Source organism: Gammaproteobacteria bacterium (assembly GCA_013001575.1).
GTDB lineage: Bacteria > Pseudomonadota > Gammaproteobacteria > Steroidobacterales > JABDMI01 > JABDMI01.
The window spans coordinates 1-17,786 of sequence record JABDMI010000066.1; the positions used below are offsets into that span (position 1 = coordinate 1).

Consider the following 17,786-nt stretch of genomic DNA (forward strand, 5'->3'; position numbering starts at 1 on the left):
TCGCATTCGGCGGCATTCACTGTCAGCGGTTTTTCACACAACACCGATTTTCCGGCATTGATCGCTTGCAAGCTTTGCTCTAAATGAAAATTATGCGGGGTGGCGATGTAAATTGCGTCTACGTCCGGATCATTGAATAGATCGCGATAATTTCCGTACGCTTTCGGGATATTGTATTGACACGCAAACTCGCTGGCTCTGGAGGCCGCACGAGACGCGACCGCGTAGACTTCGGCATTTGTCGTAAAAACACAATCCCTGGCAAAGGTGTGGGCAATACGCCCTGCCCCGATGATGCCCCAGCGAACTTTATTCATCGAGACAGGCTAATTGCTTTCTTTGAATATTTCAGTCATTCCTTGGTGAACAATGCTTCCAGTTCTTCGAGTGACTTGCCTTTGGTTTCCGGGACGATCCAAAGTACCATCATTAAAAAGAACACCGCAAATGCGCCGAATAGCCCGAAGGTGAAAGCCGCGCCAAAGGTTGCCAATTCCCATGGGAACCAGAACTGTATGCTGAAGCTGACCAAACTGTTCGCTGCCCCGACTACTGAGATTGCCACGCCGCGTAATTTGTTCGGGAATATTTCGGCAAACATCACCCACATCACCGGCCCAAGTGAAATGGCAAAGGAGGCCACAAAGCAAAGTATTCCAATAAGAATGATCACAGCATTCATATCGACACTGTTTTTGATCAGGCTACTTTCATGGTCACGTGCCGCTTCGACTCCGATGGCATCCTGCAAGGCGTTTTTGAACGCCACGTCGCTTTGATACACGGTGCCAAGCAAAGCATTCAAACTGTCCGGATCAAAACTTTCCTCAATGTTCTCTACCTTTTTAATCTCGACAATACTTTGTGGCGTGATCTCGTAGGTGGCACTGGAAAAACCGTACGAACACAGAATCATACTCGCCGCGATACCCGAGAGTCCCAGCACTAATAATGGTTTACGGCCCCATTTATCAATCAAGGCCATTGCCATAATGGTAAAGATCACATTGATCACACCGACCAGCACTGCTTGAGCAAAGGCTGCATTGGTGCCAATCCCGCTTTGTTCAAAAATGGTCGGCGCATAGAAGAAGATGGCATTGATACCAGTGATCTGTTGGGCAACGCCCAGGATCAAACCCACGATCAGGGCCAAGCGCATTTTCGGTCCAAAGATGAAAGCCAGGCTTTCCAGAATGGGTGCTTTTTGTGTGACCGAGCTTTGTTTGATCTGGGTTATTTCAGTTTCGACCTCACTCTCTGGCAACAAGCTTGAGATAACTTCACGTGCTTCCGGCTCACGCCCTTTGAGCATCAACCAACGCGGGCTACTGGGAATCAGGAACAAGGCCAAAAAGAATACTGCAGCCGGAATGATCTCCAGACCCAGCATCCAGCGCCAGGTGTTGGTATCCAGGCCCAAATTGGTCACAAAAGCACTGTCCCAGCCGCTCATGCTCAGAATAAAGTAGTTGGCGAAATAGGCCGCTGAAAAACCCAAAACGATATTCATCTGGTTGATCGAGACTCTGCGACCACGCAAGGCGGCCGGAGAGATCTCGCCAATGTACATCGGTGCGATCATCAAGGAGGTAAAGGCAATCCCGCCAATTCCGCGTGCGCTCACTAACATTAGGTATGAAGTGGCAAAGGCCGATGCAAAGGCCGACATTAAATACAAAAACGCGATAAAGATGAGAACTTTTTTACGCCCGAATGTGTCGGCAAACGGCCCCATAAGGGGTGTTGCGATCAAACCCGACAGGGTTGGCGCTGCCACAACGAAGCCTGACTGGATCGGGGTTAAGTTGAATTCAGTGGTTACAAAGCCCACCACTCCGGAAATAACCGAGGCATCAAAGCCAAAAACGAATCCGCCGAGTGAAACAACGATAGCGCAATACAACGCATAATGTGGTTTGTAATTCATAGACTTTCCCAGATCTTAATTTGTTTAAATTTATTTAATTTTAAGTGTTTATACTTACTTTTTTAATTTATCAACCAGTCCTTGAAGTTATTAAATCCCTGAAATAATTTACAGCCTTATTCTTGTTTATACATCCTGACGTAATCCACTTCCATGCGTACTGGAAATATACTGTCATCGATCGGGCCACCGGCACGCCCCCAGAATCCTCCGACTGCCAGATTCAGGATCAAATTATAGGCATGATCATATGGCCAGGCTTTCCAGCCCTCTCCTTCATTCATGTAAAAAAAGTACGGCGCTCCGTCGAACAATATCGTAATGCTGTCGGGGGTCCATTCCAGAGAATACACATGAAATTCCTGTTCTGCATTCACTGAATTAACACTGCCTTTGCGTTGCTCGCCGTTCACCCAGTAATACGCCCTGTTATGCACGGTGCCATGCACGGTGTTCATGTCATAACCCACGTGCTCCATGATGTCGATCTCGCCGGAATTCGGCCAGGCATCACAGCTATCACTGCCTTGCCAGTCTTCACCGGGCTTACAAGTGGTGGCGTATTTAAACGGGTCACTGGGCAACATCCAGATCGCAGGCCAGGTGCCCTGACCAGGCGGCAACTTGGCCCGCACATCAATTCGGCCGTACAACAGATCACCCTTGGCAGCAGAATGAATGCGGCCTGAAGTGTATTCGGCATTATTAAACGCTTCTTTATGCGCTTCGAGAACCAGCATGCCGTTTTCAACCCGCACATTCTTCAGACGATCCGTGTAAGTCTGATCCTCATCATTAACCTTACGTGCCGGCCAGATATCGTGTGTCCATTTTTCTGAATCGGGCTGACCGTCATAGTCAAATTCGTCCGACCATATCAATTTCCATTGACGAGAATCGCTAACTTGCTTGCGCACAATGATCGCATTAATGATTGGCACCCCTGCTTTGGCTTTAAGATCAATATCCAATTGACCGTCAGTCACAACAACGTTGGTCACTGCCCTGTCGAGAGCCGAAAAGGGGTTGCCGTCTCTGGCTACCCGCACATCCAGATCGGTAACCACAACATTGTTTTCAGCAACAATATCAAATACACGCTCGCCGGGATCGATATCCTGCGGTTCGGCGAATCTGAACATGATGTCGTATGTTCCATTTGCTAATGCCTTGCGAATCTGAATATCGCCACTGCGATAAGTCTGATATATGGTTTTGTCCTGGGTGCCTTTGATCACGGCACTGATGCTTCCAACTTGACCGCCAAAACTGGCATCGTCGGCCAAGTAAGAATGTCCATCAACTCCTGTAAAAGCATCACCACCCACATTGATTGCCCACACCACAGAATCCATATGAGTAATTCCGGAGTTGCTCTCAAGTGTTACTTGTTTTTTTGGTGCGGGTGTTGTGGAAGATGTGGCGGGAGATTGCGGATCCTGTTGCGGCGCGGACTTTTCACAGGCGAGGTTCAAACCCAGCACCGATAGCAGCACAAGTATGCTGAAAATTCTGTTTACGCTCATTGATAACCCGTCGAATTAAAGTTTTTCCCAGATTTTCGCGAGATTGGCCAAATCAGGCATTCCCGCATGCTCCCTGCAGAATATTGACTCACTATACAAGAAATGACAACGCTGTCAATTTGTGTGTCATTCAAACGTTTGACACAGTCCGGCTTCAAAGCCAGTTCAATCCTGACCTTGCGCTGTGATGGCTGATTGTGAGAGATTTACTTGAGACTGGTCTAACTTAGACTTAACCCATATCCGTAGGCAAACAGCGGGTCATAGTCGTCATCGCCGAGGTTGAGCACCGATTGCGATACGTCTTTCGGCCAGGAAAATGACAACTTGCCTTGAAAATCGTGGTCTCCGAACAAGACATCGGACACGCCCTGTCCTTCCGAACCTGGTAACCATGCGGCCACAAAACTGGTGGATTTTTCCAGCTCTTGATTGACCACTAACGGCCGGCCTGACACTAACACGCTGACAACCGGGATACCCTGACTGTGAATATGCGCGATGGTGGCCAGATCTTCCGGGTGCAGTTTGGCCAACTCCAGGGTGTCACCATATGGCGCGAGCACTTTCATGAAACCTTCTTTGTATTGCGAACCCGGTTCCATGAAACTGTGATCGGCATCGCGAATATCTCCCATGCCTTCGGCGTACGGGTACTCACCGATCACCACTATGGCAACATCGTGATTATCGGGGTTGGCTTCATGTCCCGTACCATCGGCACTTAAGGTGGCATTCGGTGCAACGGCTTTTATGCCTTCCCAAATCGAGGTACCGCCGATGATGGAATTATTGTCGTGTACACCTTGCCAGGCGACGGTGAAACCACCGCACTGGCGACCACGACTGTGTGCGTTTTTGCCTGCCACCAGAATCCGGGACTGTTTATCCAGAGGTAATAGCGATTTTTCGTTTTTGAGCAATACTAATGATTTACGTACGGCTTCACGGGCAATGGCGCGATGCTCGTCACCACCAAAACTGCTGTGGTTCGACCACGGACGCTCACTCGGCATGTCTTTATCAAACAAACCATAAGCAAATTTAACCAGCAAAATGCGACGAACCGCATCATCAATGCGTGACATCGGGATTGTGCCTGCATGCACATGACTTTTGACATGTTGAATGAATGTACGCCAGCCTTCCGGCGCCATAAACATATCAATACCTGCATTCACGCCGCGTCCTACGGCTTCGTAATAGTCTTTGGAAATGTAATCGATGCCGTCCCAATCCGAAATGATATATCCTTCAAAACCGAGTTCGTCCTTAAGTACGTCGGTGAGCAAATATTTATGCCCATGACATTTTTTACCGTTCCAGCTGTTGAATGACGCCATGATCGTGAGCACGCCCTGCTCTATGGCCGGCAGGTATGGCGACATATGAATCTTGCGTAATTCATTTTCTTCAATAATGGTATTGCCCTGATCGATCCCAAGATACGTACCACCATCGCCTACCCAATGTTTTAGACAGGCAACAATGCTGTTGTCACCGAGTTCGGCTTGCAAGCCTTTAACAAATGGCGCGGCGTATGAGGCCACCAGGTCGGAGTTTTCAGAGTAACTTTCGTAAGTACGTCCCCAATGATAATTGCGCGCAACCGCCAGGGTTGGAGCAAAGGTCCATTCTACCCCGGTAGCCAGAATCTCGCGTGCTGTAACCCTGGCAATGCGCTGCATTAACTCCGGATCATTGGCTGCACCCAAACCGATGTTGTGCGGGAAAACTGTAGCGCCCAAAACATTATTATTGCCATGAATAGCATCCACGCCATAGATCAGAGGTATGGCAAGATGCTGATCATCTTCCTGCATTGATGCCTGCCAATAGGCGTCATTCATGTCGACCCAGTCAGAAGGTTTATTCTCACCAGGAACCGAACCGCCGCCGCTCAAAACCGAACCCAGATGAAATTCTTTTACGTCTTGCGGGGTGCAACACATGCGTTCAGACTGGGTCATTTGTCCGATCTTCTGATCCAGGTTCATTCGTGCCAGTAGCGCTTCGGCTTTTTCGTGGGTAGCCGAATCAAAAATTGATGTTGTCATAATAAATTACTCGTGGATTTCGAATTCTGCCCACAATGGTGCATCAGAACTACCACCGATCCAAACGTGGAATTTTCCAGGTTCGGTGACCAATTCATTATTGCGATTAAAAAATGCCAGATCATCCGTATGCAAGGTAAAACATATGCGTTGACGTTCACCTGGCTTTAGATGCAGTCTTTGGAATCCTTTCAACTCTTTGACCGGCCGGGTCACTGAACCCACCAGATCACGTACATACAATTGCACCACCTCTTCACCAGCGTACTCACCGGCATTCAGAATGTCGGCATGAATATCAATACTTTGACCCATTCCTATGCTGCTGTGTGAAGTGGTGATCTTGGCGTATTGAAATTCGCCATAAGACAGGCCATAGCCAAACTGGAACAAGGGCTTGTGACCTGCGTCCAGGTAGAACGAGGTCATGCCCAATGAGGTTTGTGGCGCACGTACCGGAACATCTTGCATACGCACCACGGTCTCATCCGTGGCGGGTCTGCCGGTATTTTTGTGTGAATAATACAAAGGAATCTGGCCAACCATACGTGGAAACGTCACAGGTAACTTGCCCGATGGTGATTCCACGCCAAACAACAGATCGGCAATTGCCGGACCACCCATAGTGCCAGGGTGCCAGGCATATAGAACCGCATCCGCTTGATTCACCACATGCTCAATGGTTAGAGGACGTCCAGCCATAACAATCACGATCAACGGTTTGCCTGTGGCTTTGAGTGCCTCGATCAATTGTTCTTGCTGACCCGGCAAATTGATGTTGGCTCGCGAATGCGCTTCACCTGACATGAAAGACTCTTCGCCGACTACCACAATAATGGCGTCAGATTTGTCGGCGGTTTCAAGCGCGTGTGCAAACCCGGAGTGATCGGTACTGCGGGTGTTGTCCAGGCCTTTACTGAAATTTACCGCGACATCACGACCCAACATGTTGACCAGGGCTTTACGACAGGTAATTGTATGCTGTGCCTCGCCATCAAATATCCAGGTACCCAGAGGTTCGTAATTGTCATCGGCCAATGGCCCGATCAAGGCGATTGAATTCAATGCCTGCTTGCTAAGTGGCAATACTTTTTCTTTGTTCTTTAATAATACACAACTTTTCACGGCGGCTTCTTTCGCACTACGCAAATGTGCGTGGTTTAATGGCGCGGTAAAGTCAGATGCGTTGGTATAGGGATTTTCAAATAAGCCCAATTCAAATTTAAGGGTCAGGATGCGTTCTACTTTTTCATCAATCTTTTGCATACTAACGCGGCCGGAGTTAACCAGGTTCTCAAGATGATCTATGTATGACGAACTGGCCATTTCCATATCTACCCCGGCGGTCACGGCTTCGAAAGCCGCATCTTCATCGTCGGTGGTGAAGCCGTGCACACTTAATTCAACCACCGAATCCCAGTCACTGACCAATACGCCATGGTATTGCCATTCTTTACGCAAGACCTCATCAAGCAACCAGGAATTACCGGTGGCCGGTACTCCATTGAGATCACAAAATGCCGACATAAATGTTGCCACTCCGGCATCGGCGACCTTTTTGAAGGGACGCAAATACACATTATGCATTTCATTGACCGGTACATTGACAGTGGCATAATCACGTCCACCTTCAGACGCGCCATATCCGGCAAAGTGTTTGGCGCAGGCCGCGATCGAACCGTTTTTGTTTAAATCCGTCCCTTGAAATCCTTCCACCATTGCGGCACCAAGTTCCCCGCATAAATACGGGTCTTCGCCCAGGGACTCGGCAATTCGTCCCCAGCGTGGATCGCGACTGATATCGACCATCGGGGCAAAAGTCCAGTTGATGCCAAAACCGGCTGCTTCCATGGCCGCCACGCTCGCACCTTGACGTACAATCTCGGGATCCCAACTGGCTGCCTGGCCCAAGGGAATCGGGAATATGGTTTTAAAACCATGGATCACATCACGTCCGATCAATAGCGGTATACCCAAACGGCTCTCTTCCACACAAATGCGCTGCATCTCATTGATCAGCTCTGGATTAGCCACATTCAAGACCGAACCCACACGACTTTCACGTAAGGACCAGGCCAGGTGATCATTCAAATGATCACCACCACCAGGCATTTGACTCATTTGGCCAATCTTTTCATCCAGCCCCATATGCGCCATCAGATCCGCCACGCGTTGTTTGATCGGGGTTGGGGCATTGCTTGGGTTTTTTAAAACGGTAACTTTGTCCATAAATTGTCTTTGTTTGAAATTGAGATCAGGTCACTGATGTTCGATTGAGCATTAGTATCACGACTTTAATACCGCACTATACTACAAATGACAGCGCTGTCAATGCAATATACATGAGACTGTAACTCATTGATAAATCTCACTAAAAAGTATGATTGATAGGCTGGGTTTGCGCTATTAAGGATTTAATCGATCCAAAATTACTTCACTGCTTGAAAAACGATAAAGCATATTTCGATATACACAAATATCCGTGACATTGTCCGGGGTTCCAGCTGGTATGCTGCGATAGTTGGTCGAGACTCTATAAGCACCTGTCACCGGCTTCACCCGGTGCCACAAATGTCCATGCAATAGCAATACATCCCCTTTATTTGGCGACAAACAAATCTCGTTCTCGAATGACTGGTCATATTCGCTAGCTGGCAGTAAACCCAGCTTATGCGAGCCTTTGACTACTACTATTTGTCCTCCTGTTTCTTGGGTGATGTCGTGCGTGTATACCAGCCGATTCAAATTAAAGATTTGAGGATTCTCTGGCGGGCAATCTTGATGCCATGCCTGGCCGGCCGTGCCTTGTTTGGAAAACATCACCATGCAATCCAAGCTTCGCCACTTTGGACCTAGAATCTGTTCGGTCAGGAGGTTCAGTGCTTTGTGTTGTTGTATGCGGTCAAATATCTTTATACCGTCTTGTTGCGGGAACCAGGGAATCACTTCAGCGCCCGAGCGGGTCACAAAATCCGGATCGTGCAGGTACTCGGGATCCAGGCCAAAATGCCCCAGGATCAAGGTATTGTATTTGTCCATTAGATCCGGATCAAATAATTTCTCAAGCAACAAGAAACCATTTTGCCAAAATTGTTTGACTAATGTCTCAATCTGCACTGTCTTTACACTGGCTGTTATTAACGAGCAAAATATTTAAAAGACCGATTAGTATATGCATGTGGTTTTTCTCAAGTCTTGTCGGGTTTCCATAATGAATCAGTTTGTGATTTTTATGAATTCACTTCTAATTTCCTGAATACACTCGCACATAGTCCACTTCCATGGTTTGCGGAAACACAGTTGTGGAATCCGGAGAACCTGGTAAATTGCCACCAACCGCCACATTTAAAAGAATATAAAAAGTTTCATCAAACGGTGCAGGGAATGGTGCATTAGGTGTCGACCAGTTTGTTTTAGTACTGTATAACTGCCCATCCACATACCAGCGCATTTCATCCACATCCCATTCGAATGCATACTCATGGAAATCCACGGTGTTGTCCATGGTGACTTCAAGTTCGTTACCACTAAATACATTGTTTGGCCATTCGCCACCATAATGTATTGTGCCCAACACTTTATACTCGTTATTCACACCCAGGTTGACGGCTTCCATAATGTCAATCTCGCCCGACGCGGCCCAGGTGCCATAAGCATCTTCTTGTGGCAACATCCAGAAAGCTGGCCACATGCCTTGCCCGGCCGGGAGTTTCATGCGAGCTTCGATGCGTCCGTAACGCACAGCAATCCGGTCACGTGTGTGCAAGCGTGCAGAGGTATAATTACGACCATTGCTGGCCTCTTCTTTTACATCAATTACCAGAATGCCATTATCAATTCGGGCGTTATCTTCCAGGTACCATTGCAACTCGTTATTACCCCATCCAGTAAGTCCGTATTGCGAACCATCGCCTTTTTCAAAAAACCAGGTCTCTGGATCCAGCCGAGTGTCATCAAATTCCTCACTCCAAACAAGGGTCATATTATTGACATCACTCACCGGATTGTTATCAAACAGTTTTAAAGTGGGATTTTCGCTGTTTACATTAACCGGATCAGGATCCGAAGAACCCCCACCTCCACCACTCGGGGGAGGAATCGTTGGCGTGGGGGATGGCGCATCCGACCCACCGCCGCCGCAGGCGACTAAACCCAGGAGACTCATTAATACGATGAACGGTGCGACTCTTTTCACAATGTAATCCTTAAGTTCAATGAATGACAGCGCTGTCATTTTATCGCTATCGATGTCTGGTGTCAATTTCGCTTGCAGAAATTTTAGAAAATTAAATCGGGATAAAATTTAAAGTCATGCACTGGAATAAGGGTTATGTGCACTCACATTTTTAGCCCCACAGAATTGTCTGACATAATCATTATGGGCCGGTAGGTTGTTCACCGTTTTGATGATGTTTGTACGAATACTTTCCATAAAGCGACCGTATTCCTCATCAGACATTTTATTTACGATTGGATGATAGGAGTCTGGAACAAGGCCTTGTCCTAGCATCACCTGCACCCAGGAATTCTCGGCAAACAGTTCACCATCTTTACGGAAGACTCGTCCGGTCTCTTTGAAAAGCTCGATCTTGTGTTTTAGTGAGTCCGGAACATCCATAGTTCGACAAAAATTCCAAAATTCGCTATCGCTACGCTCAGTCACATTGTAATGCAAAATCAGGAAGTCCCGGATCTGATCCATATCTGTCGCGGTTTGCTGATTGAACTCATCTATATCACTTTGACTGACTTCGGCAACTGGCAACATACGCATAAATCGAATAATTGATCGCTGGATCAAATGAATACTGGTGGATTCCAGTGGTTCCATAAATCCACTTGACAGTCCCAGGGCAATACAGTTCTTCACCCATTGCTTTTTTCTTACGCCAGTCTTGAACCTTATGTGCAAAGGCTTGCTCATTGGGTCGCCCTCAATGTTCCCAAGCAAAAGTTTTTCTGCGGCCTCTTTTTCAAGATATTTACTGCAGTACACCAACCCATTCCCGGTCCGGTGTTGCAGTGGTATTCGCCATTGCCAACCAGCCTCATGAGCGATTGCTCGTGTATAAGGAGCAGCCGGTCCGACCGATTTTGTCTGGATAGCAACGGCACTATCGCAGGGTAAGTAATGCGACCAATCGATATATTCTGTACCTAATGCTTTACCTATTAATATCGCTCTGAAACCTGTGCAATCCAGGAAAAAATCTCCACCAATCACAGCTCCGGATTCAAGTACTAACGAACTAATCTCACCGGATTTTTGATTCAGATTTACATCCGTAATTTTACCTTCATAGCGTTTTGCTCCATGCTTTTCAGCGAATTTTCTGAGATACCTTGCGTAATCGCCCGAATCAAGGTGATAAGCATAATTCAAACCCTGGTCAGGCAAATGGGCAAATTTGCCCCGTAACGCCGCTTGTAGTTCCAGGCAATACTCAGCGTAAGGTTTGGCCTGACCAGCAGCAATCCCTTTAAGCCAAAAATGCTGGAACCCACTGGTCCAATGATCCTTGCCTGTAGTCCCGAAAGAATGGAAATAGTCTTCCCCAACATCTTTCCAGTTTTCAAAATTAATTCCTAGTTTAAAGGTCGCTTTGGTGGCGCGCATAAAATCCGCTTCATTAACACCCAATAATCGGTTGAATAATAACAATGGCGGTATAGTCGCCTCGCCGACTCCGACTGTACTAATTGCATCCGACTCCACCAAAGTCAAATCAACTACATTACCCATGGTCTTTGCGATAGCTGCTGCCGCCATCCAGCCGGCGGTGCCACCACCGGCAATAACGATGCGCTTAAGTTTATGTTCAGGTAATTTTTTCTCTTTCGGGTTCATTGATTTAAGGCTCTTAATAAATAGGTTCTTATTTTGGAAGAATTTTCCGCCGTCATGGTATCGAGTATGCCACGACCAAATTCCGGAATGTGATTCACAACATCATCGGTGTTATTGAATACATAGTAATCAAACAGATCTCTCCAGATTTTTTTCTCGTCATCTGGCAGATCACGGATCGCCATCATGGCATGATTCAGGGCATTTTGTGGTTGCCCAAGGTGTTTGGGGGTTTCACGCCACCAGTAGTTGACTAAAACATTAAATGCATCAAGACCCTCTACGTGATGCCACCATAAACTAGGGATAAAAACCGCATCACCCGGCGACAAATTTGCCACTTGCGCGTGTTTAACAGCCTCCCGAAATTTTGAGTGTTTAACAAAATCTGGATTATGAAAATCAACCATACTGACCGCACGTCCGGCAGGTGTATTATCCACAGGCCCGAGATATAAGTTACGAAATTGCTCTGGCGGAAATAAAGTAAAACGCCGATGCCCAACCGCCACACATGCCAGATTGTCAGGAAAGTCGTTATGTGCTGCGATGCGTGTGCGGGTTCCGATCCAGATGCTCTCAATCAGATCGCGTGCGCCCAAATCTACGGTATTCGCCTCAGCCAAGTCCTTGAAATAGGCTTGCATATCAATCGAGGCCAAATACATGATTGGCAACTTTTCATCATTTTCGATCCTGTCCATGCGCTCGAAAATCTCAGGCAATTTGGCTCGCCCCATCTGAATATTCATGGACATGTCGTTATTGTAAAAAATACGTCCTTCCGCATCCTCCGGACCAATCGAGATCACGAAAGGCCGATCCTGATGACGATTAAGCAAGTATTGACGTGCAGCCTTACCCGAGCTTAACCCCGCCTGCACCAATGGCCAGTCATTGACCAGACCCCGGACAACAAATGGTTTTCTTTGTGCAAAGTAAGCATCAAGCGATTCGTCCTCTCCTAATATTACTTCAGGGACTGGATTAATTTCGGCAAAAATATCTTTACTTATACTAGTCATTTGAAATGAGCTGATTCTTGCGTTCAACCAGGTCAACAATATTTGACATGGATGCAAGGATCATGAAAATTGGGAGCAAATAATTCTTCTGATGCAATTCATTGAGTGCATATCCATCCAGTGCCTGTAGTTTTTCCTCATTGATTCCGTGAAATCCAACCAGACGATTTACCGATCCGTCGAGTAATTCAATTTCCAGGACCAGTGGCTCGATCAGTTCATACTTGTTTAAATAATTGATAAAGGCAGGACAACTTTGGTAACCATTGTGCAGAGCATGAAGTTTTTGTGTGATCTTTTCCAGATATTCAGTTGCATTACCATCCTGATCAAAAACTCTGGTTCCATGCTCTAAATTTACTCTTGGGCTATCCATATCAACATGAACTTGATGATCGCCTTGACCTTCTTTCGGCAGACCGATCAAAAATGGCTGTATATCAATTGCCAGCGGGCGGTAACGCGCATCCCATTTACCATTTTGCAAAAAAAGATTTTCACCCTGAGTGAAGCCGAAAAGTGCCACTGTCCGATATTCGTCACGTTCGGCATTTAATTGAAACAGGATCGGATAATGATTTTGCACACTGCGAAATTCATTGGGAGTCGTTACGCAGCTCATGACTGCGTCCCCCAGTTCAACCGAATGATCCGTGTTTATACGTATCTCTCTATGTTCGGCTCTGGATAATGCAATGTGATTGCTCATTTATGCAATCCTCTCTGAAATATTTTTCACAGGAGTGACTCCTTTACTGATTGCTGTAAGCAGTGATCGATTTGTTGGCAGAACCGCCGTAAGGGTTCTGATTTTTTGCTCTACCATTTGCATTTGTTTTATCACCTCGCCCTTCTTCAATGGCTTGAGAGAGCTGTTGAGAGTTGTTTCAAAACCCATACCATACAATACATATAAATAACTTGCTGCAGGAAATACCTCATCAATATGGGAAAAATCGTCGCGGCCGGGAGGTTGCTGCTTCCAGAGTAACAACAATTCCTGTAAACGTTGCGGTATCGTTGATAACATGCGGTGATCTTGCCAATATTCATTTTCACGCTTGCTCAGCACATAATGCAATTTTAAAAAATCAATGATTCGCTCCCAACGATAAGCGAACAATGCATTGAATCGTTTAGCCAAAATATCCATGACCGTTCGATCACCGGGAAAATTCTCTGCCAGCATCTCGGCAGACAATTCCACCAATACCAGAGCAGATGCCTCGAGCGGCTCCAAAAATCCGGCAGATAATCCGATGGCAACACAATTACGGTGCCAGAATTTCTCACGATAACCTGACGGGAATTCGAGTTTACGCACACCCAGCTCATCAAGGTCGATTGTTGAACCGGTTGATCTAACATACTGCTCCAGGATTGACCTGGCCTCATCATCACTGCAGTGCCGTGATGAGTACACACAGCCGATTCCGCGTCGTGTTGGTAATCCGATGTCCCATATCCAACCATTATCGTGTGCTGTAGATATTGTCTGGGAAGCTATCTGAGTGGACTCGTCAGCGTACGGGACTTGTATGGTCAGAGCGCGATCGTTGAACAGGATATCACTTTTATCTACAAAGCCGACGCCATAGTGCTGACCTAACAAAACGGAGCGATGCCCCGTACAATCAATAAAAAGATCGCCCTCAATATTGCCATTTTCCCTGGTCTTAACTGCGGAAATATCTTTGTCCTTATCACCAACCACTTCGACCACATGATCTCGGATATGCACAACGCCCAAATTTTTGGTCGCATGTGCGGTCAGCATTTTAGCCAGTTTCACTGCATCTAAATGATAAGCGTAATTTAATGCGGCAGCATATTCGGGTGAATTTTTTTGTTTTGGTGCCAATCCTTGTGCGCAAACTTCTGTTTGTGGGCACATTACATTGGCAAAGGAGCGGTCCGCCGAGAGCGCTTTCCAGGCTCGATAAAGATCATGAGATGGCCCATTAATCAAAGCTGCAAAAGGATGCAAATAACTGTCATCTTTATTGCCAGTCACCCAGCCATCGAAGCGTGAACCTTGCTTGAATGAGGCATCACAGGTTGCCAGAAACTCTTCTTCATTAAGTCCTATGCGTTTAAGAGTTTTACGCATGGTCGGCCAGGTGCCTTCTCCGACCCCAACAGTTGGTATATCAGGTGATTCGATCAAGGTAATGTGTATACCATTTTCCTGATCAGCAACATGATGCCTTGCCGCGATTAGAGAGGCAGCAAGCCAGCCGGCCGTACCGCCGCCTACCACCACTACATTTCTGATTTGCTTAGACATAGATCTCTATTGCATTTGCTATCGAATAGTTTCGGACATCTTATCAAAATAAATACTACCGCTTAAATAAAAAAACCACCTCAAAGAGGTGGTTTTTCTTATAAAGCTCAAAAGTATTTAATACTTATAACGAGCACCTATCATATAGCGTGGCTCTCCCGGATTGGAGAAAGTCACGGTATTGTCACTTCTGCGATGACCGCGTCGATCCTCGCCAGTCAAGTTAATACTTTCTGCAAATATGATCCAGTTATCATTAAGCTCATAACTTAAGTTGGCATCCAGCTGCCCATATGCCTCGGTGTAGAATGGATTAGGACCATTGCCAGCAAGAAACTCGTCTCTCCAGTTGTAAGCCAAACGTGCTTGTATGCCGTCCTTGTCGTAGAACGCGATCAAGTTTGCACTGTCACTCAGGCCGACCAGAGTAAACTGACTATCTCTATATGACTTAGTATTGTCGTAAGCAAAATCTCCATCTACGATTGTGTAGTTAAAGATTGCACCAAATCCGCTATCCCCAAAGTTATGCTGAAAAGCAAACTCATATCCTTCCAAGGTTGCAGTCTCGTCGTTGGTAACTGGAATTGTTACATCAAAAATCACAGGATCATCTGCAGGATCACCGATAGTATCAAAGTTATCAATCAAACACTGGCGTATGGCAGAACTGTCTTGCCCCACTTGGGCACGACAAAAATCAGCATTAGGACCAAAAGCCGGATTTGTCAAACCAAAAGCTTCCCGTTTGATTACATCTGTACCAACAAAATTATCTACTCTCTTATTAAAGTAGCCAAGCGAGATATAACTGTCATCATTGTAATACCACTCATAAGATATATCGAAGTTCTTGGATTCGTTTGGCGGCAATCCTGGATTGCCTTCGCTCCCAAATCCACCGCCGATACGGAACAAGGTTGCCAATTCTGTACCACCTTGTAAATTGGCGTATGTAGGACGAGTAATTGAGGTGCTCCATGCTGCCCGAAGTTTGGTGTATTCAGTCGGCATCATATCAAACGAGACCGAAGGCAGAAAATGATGGTATTTATCATTCAATGTTGTGAAATCCAGGTCAATGGGATCATTGAATGTAAGGAAAAACTCATTATCTGCAGCCCAGTTTGTACCTACCGGAATCGGCACTAGTGCCGATGAAGTCACTTCAGTTTCTTCGTAACGACCACCAATATTGAGGTTTGCATCGCGCCCAAGCATGTCAAAAGTATTATTAAACTGAACATAGGCCGCCACAGTTTCCTCTTTGATCCTGCGGTCTACGGTTGGGTTTGCCAAGCAGGTACCTTCAATATTAGTACCCGTCCATGAATTCGAACAGATACCGAATTGCTGCTCTAAGGTATCAACCATTTGTTCAAAGTTGAAGGAATAAAATCCTTGTAACATTCCCGGATCATTTGCACCTGGAATACCGTCGAATTTATCTGGCAAGGATTCGAATGTGAAGATTTCATCGGGTATATCCGCCGGTGTTCCAAGACCACCCCATGAATCAGTTTGCAAGAAACCATATGTTGATTGAACATTGTTATTTATTAAAGAAACTCCAAAATCAATGCTGTCAACAAACGCACCTGCCGCAAAAATGTCCTGATCCACTTCATAGCGACCATTCAGCTGCAGTTGATCAAGATCATCTCTAAATTGTGCATTACGGAATGCGCTACCAGACGCCAGACGGTTTGCAGGATCTTCTGGATTAATACCGTTATCAATATAGCTGATCAGTGGTAGATCATTTGAAAAGTCAATGGACTGCTCTCTAAGGCTGATTACAGTAGTGCCAACCGACATATTTGAACCATAAATATTATTTGGTTTAGATTCAGCACTGGAATCATGGTAGTCAAGTTCCAAAGTCAGGTTGTCAGTAGCTTCCCACTCCAGATTCAAACCTAACGATGCATTCTCAGATATGTTTGATGTAAGTGAACCCGAATAAGACAGATCAGTTACTCCACCCTGCCAAGGCATGAAGTCGAAAATCTCGGTATAGAACAATGGACCAGCCACTGGGCCATCCGTCCATGCACTTGCAGTAAATTCATGGTTAAACCAGATTCCAACAGAACTGTTTCGGACTTCGATCTCGTTCTCGGAATAGGTATAGTCTAATGTACCTGTTAGCCTGTCAGATGGACGATACTGTAATACAACTTGACCATTTACACGCTCACGATCAATATCAGCCAGTGCGTAGTCAGCATTTTGAGGTATAGCATACACATCCCCATCTCCTGGTTGGTTTTGGTGTAGACCGGTCTGGTTCCAGGAATTACATTCCGCTCTAGGTAATGCACCCCACTCTCCGGCAAAGTCGCAATCACCAAGATAACCATCACGCCATCCAACATTAGCTTGGTTTACACTTGCCTTACGTTGTTGATAACTTCCGCTGACAGCAATTCCGAAGGTGTCATCGGCGAATGTGTTACTGTAAAATCCTGATATCTCGGGAGTGGTGTCTGTGCTGTCATTTTGCGATGTATCCATCACACCCTTACCACCGACAGTCCACTTAAGGCCTGGGGCCTCTAATGGTCGTGCAGATTTAATATTAATGGTTGAACCAATACCACCAGAAGCAACGGTTGGATTACTGGTCTTATACACTTCGACACCTGCGATACTTTCAGATGCTAAATTCGCAAAATCGTAGGATCGGCTGGATGGAGGACTTGCACCGTCGCCAAGTGAAGCAGTTGGCATTTGACGACCATTGAATGTCACCAGATTGAAATCCGCACCAAAACCTCGGACTGTAACTGAATTTCCTTCACCGACTGAACGGTCAATAGATACACCTGTTATACGCTGAAGAGACTCAGCAAGGTTGGTATCCGGGAATTTACCAATATCTTCAGCAGAGATAGCATCGACAACACCGATAGAATCTCGTTTGATATCCATTGATTTCTTTAATGAACTTCGAATACCAGTTACTACAACTTCTTCGGTTACCTCTTCTGCGCCGTCTTGTGCGCTAACGTTCACACTCAGACCCATTGCGGTTGCAACGGCTACGCTGAGTAACTTATTGGTTTTTTTCATTTGGATCTCCACCCTGGGTAAATGAGAATTGCTTATAA

The 17,786-nt window shown here is 46.2% G+C and carries 12 protein-coding genes; all 12 read right to left on the bottom strand.

From position 1 onward, the window contains the following. On the bottom strand, positions 1 to 317 hold a 317-nt coding region (locus HKN88_05850), incomplete at its 3' end, for a Gfo/Idh/MocA family oxidoreductase (protein NNC97579.1). 35 nt (positions 318 to 352) lie between these two features. Continuing rightward, positions 353 to 1,930: a sugar porter family MFS transporter gene (locus tag HKN88_05855; GenBank protein ID NNC97580.1), complete on the bottom strand. Its 1,578-nt coding sequence runs from the start codon at positions 1,928 to 1,930 to the stop codon at positions 353 to 355. 116 nt (positions 1,931 to 2,046) lie between these two features. Then, complete coding sequence (locus HKN88_05860; protein ID NNC97581.1) at positions 2,047 to 3,456, bottom strand: family 16 glycosylhydrolase; 1,410 nt, start codon at positions 3,454 to 3,456, stop codon at positions 2,047 to 2,049. Positions 3,457 to 3,677: 221 nt separating this feature from the next. Further along, the gene (locus tag HKN88_05865) at positions 3,678 to 5,513 is read right to left on the bottom strand and encodes a glycoside hydrolase family 3 protein (protein ID NNC97582.1); all 1,836 of its coding nucleotides are present in this window, start codon (positions 5,511 to 5,513) and stop codon (positions 3,678 to 3,680) included. A gap of 6 nt (positions 5,514 to 5,519) precedes the next feature. Then, positions 5,520 to 7,661, bottom strand: a complete 2,142-nt coding sequence (gene bglX / locus HKN88_05870; protein NNC97583.1) for a beta-glucosidase BglX — start codon at positions 7,659 to 7,661, stop codon at positions 5,520 to 5,522. Between the two features lie 258 nt (positions 7,662 to 7,919). Further along, entirely contained in the window at positions 7,920 to 8,630 is a 711-nt protein-coding gene (locus HKN88_05875; protein ID NNC97584.1) for a phytanoyl-CoA dioxygenase, read from the bottom strand. 127 nt (positions 8,631 to 8,757) lie between these two features. Beyond that, complete coding sequence (locus HKN88_05880) at positions 8,758 to 9,747, bottom strand: glycoside hydrolase family 16 protein (protein NNC97585.1); 990 nt, start codon at positions 9,745 to 9,747, stop codon at positions 8,758 to 8,760. A gap of 75 nt (positions 9,748 to 9,822) precedes the next feature. After that, positions 9,823 to 11,361 (bottom strand): tryptophan 7-halogenase, encoded by a 1,539-nt coding sequence (locus HKN88_05885; GenBank protein ID NNC97586.1) that lies wholly within the window; start codon positions 11,359 to 11,361, stop codon positions 9,823 to 9,825. Then, positions 11,358 to 12,386 (bottom strand): cupin-like domain-containing protein, encoded by a 1,029-nt coding sequence (locus HKN88_05890; GenBank protein NNC97587.1) that lies wholly within the window; start codon positions 12,384 to 12,386, stop codon positions 11,358 to 11,360. The genes HKN88_05885 and HKN88_05890 overlap by 4 nt, the downstream gene beginning before the upstream one ends. After that, a complete protein-coding gene (locus tag HKN88_05895; GenBank protein ID NNC97588.1) occupies positions 12,379 to 13,095 on the bottom strand; it encodes a SapC family protein in 717 nt (238 codons plus the stop codon). The genes HKN88_05890 and HKN88_05895 overlap by 8 nt, the downstream gene beginning before the upstream one ends. Beyond that, positions 13,096 to 14,673, bottom strand: coding sequence for a tryptophan 7-halogenase (locus HKN88_05900; protein NNC97589.1), 1,578 nt, complete (start codon positions 14,671 to 14,673; stop codon positions 13,096 to 13,098). It abuts the gene before it with no gap. Between the two features lie 117 nt (positions 14,674 to 14,790). Beyond that, positions 14,791 to 17,748 (bottom strand): TonB-dependent receptor, encoded by a 2,958-nt coding sequence (locus tag HKN88_05905; protein NNC97590.1) that lies wholly within the window; start codon positions 17,746 to 17,748, stop codon positions 14,791 to 14,793. Between the last annotated feature and the right edge of the window lie 38 nt (positions 17,749 to 17,786).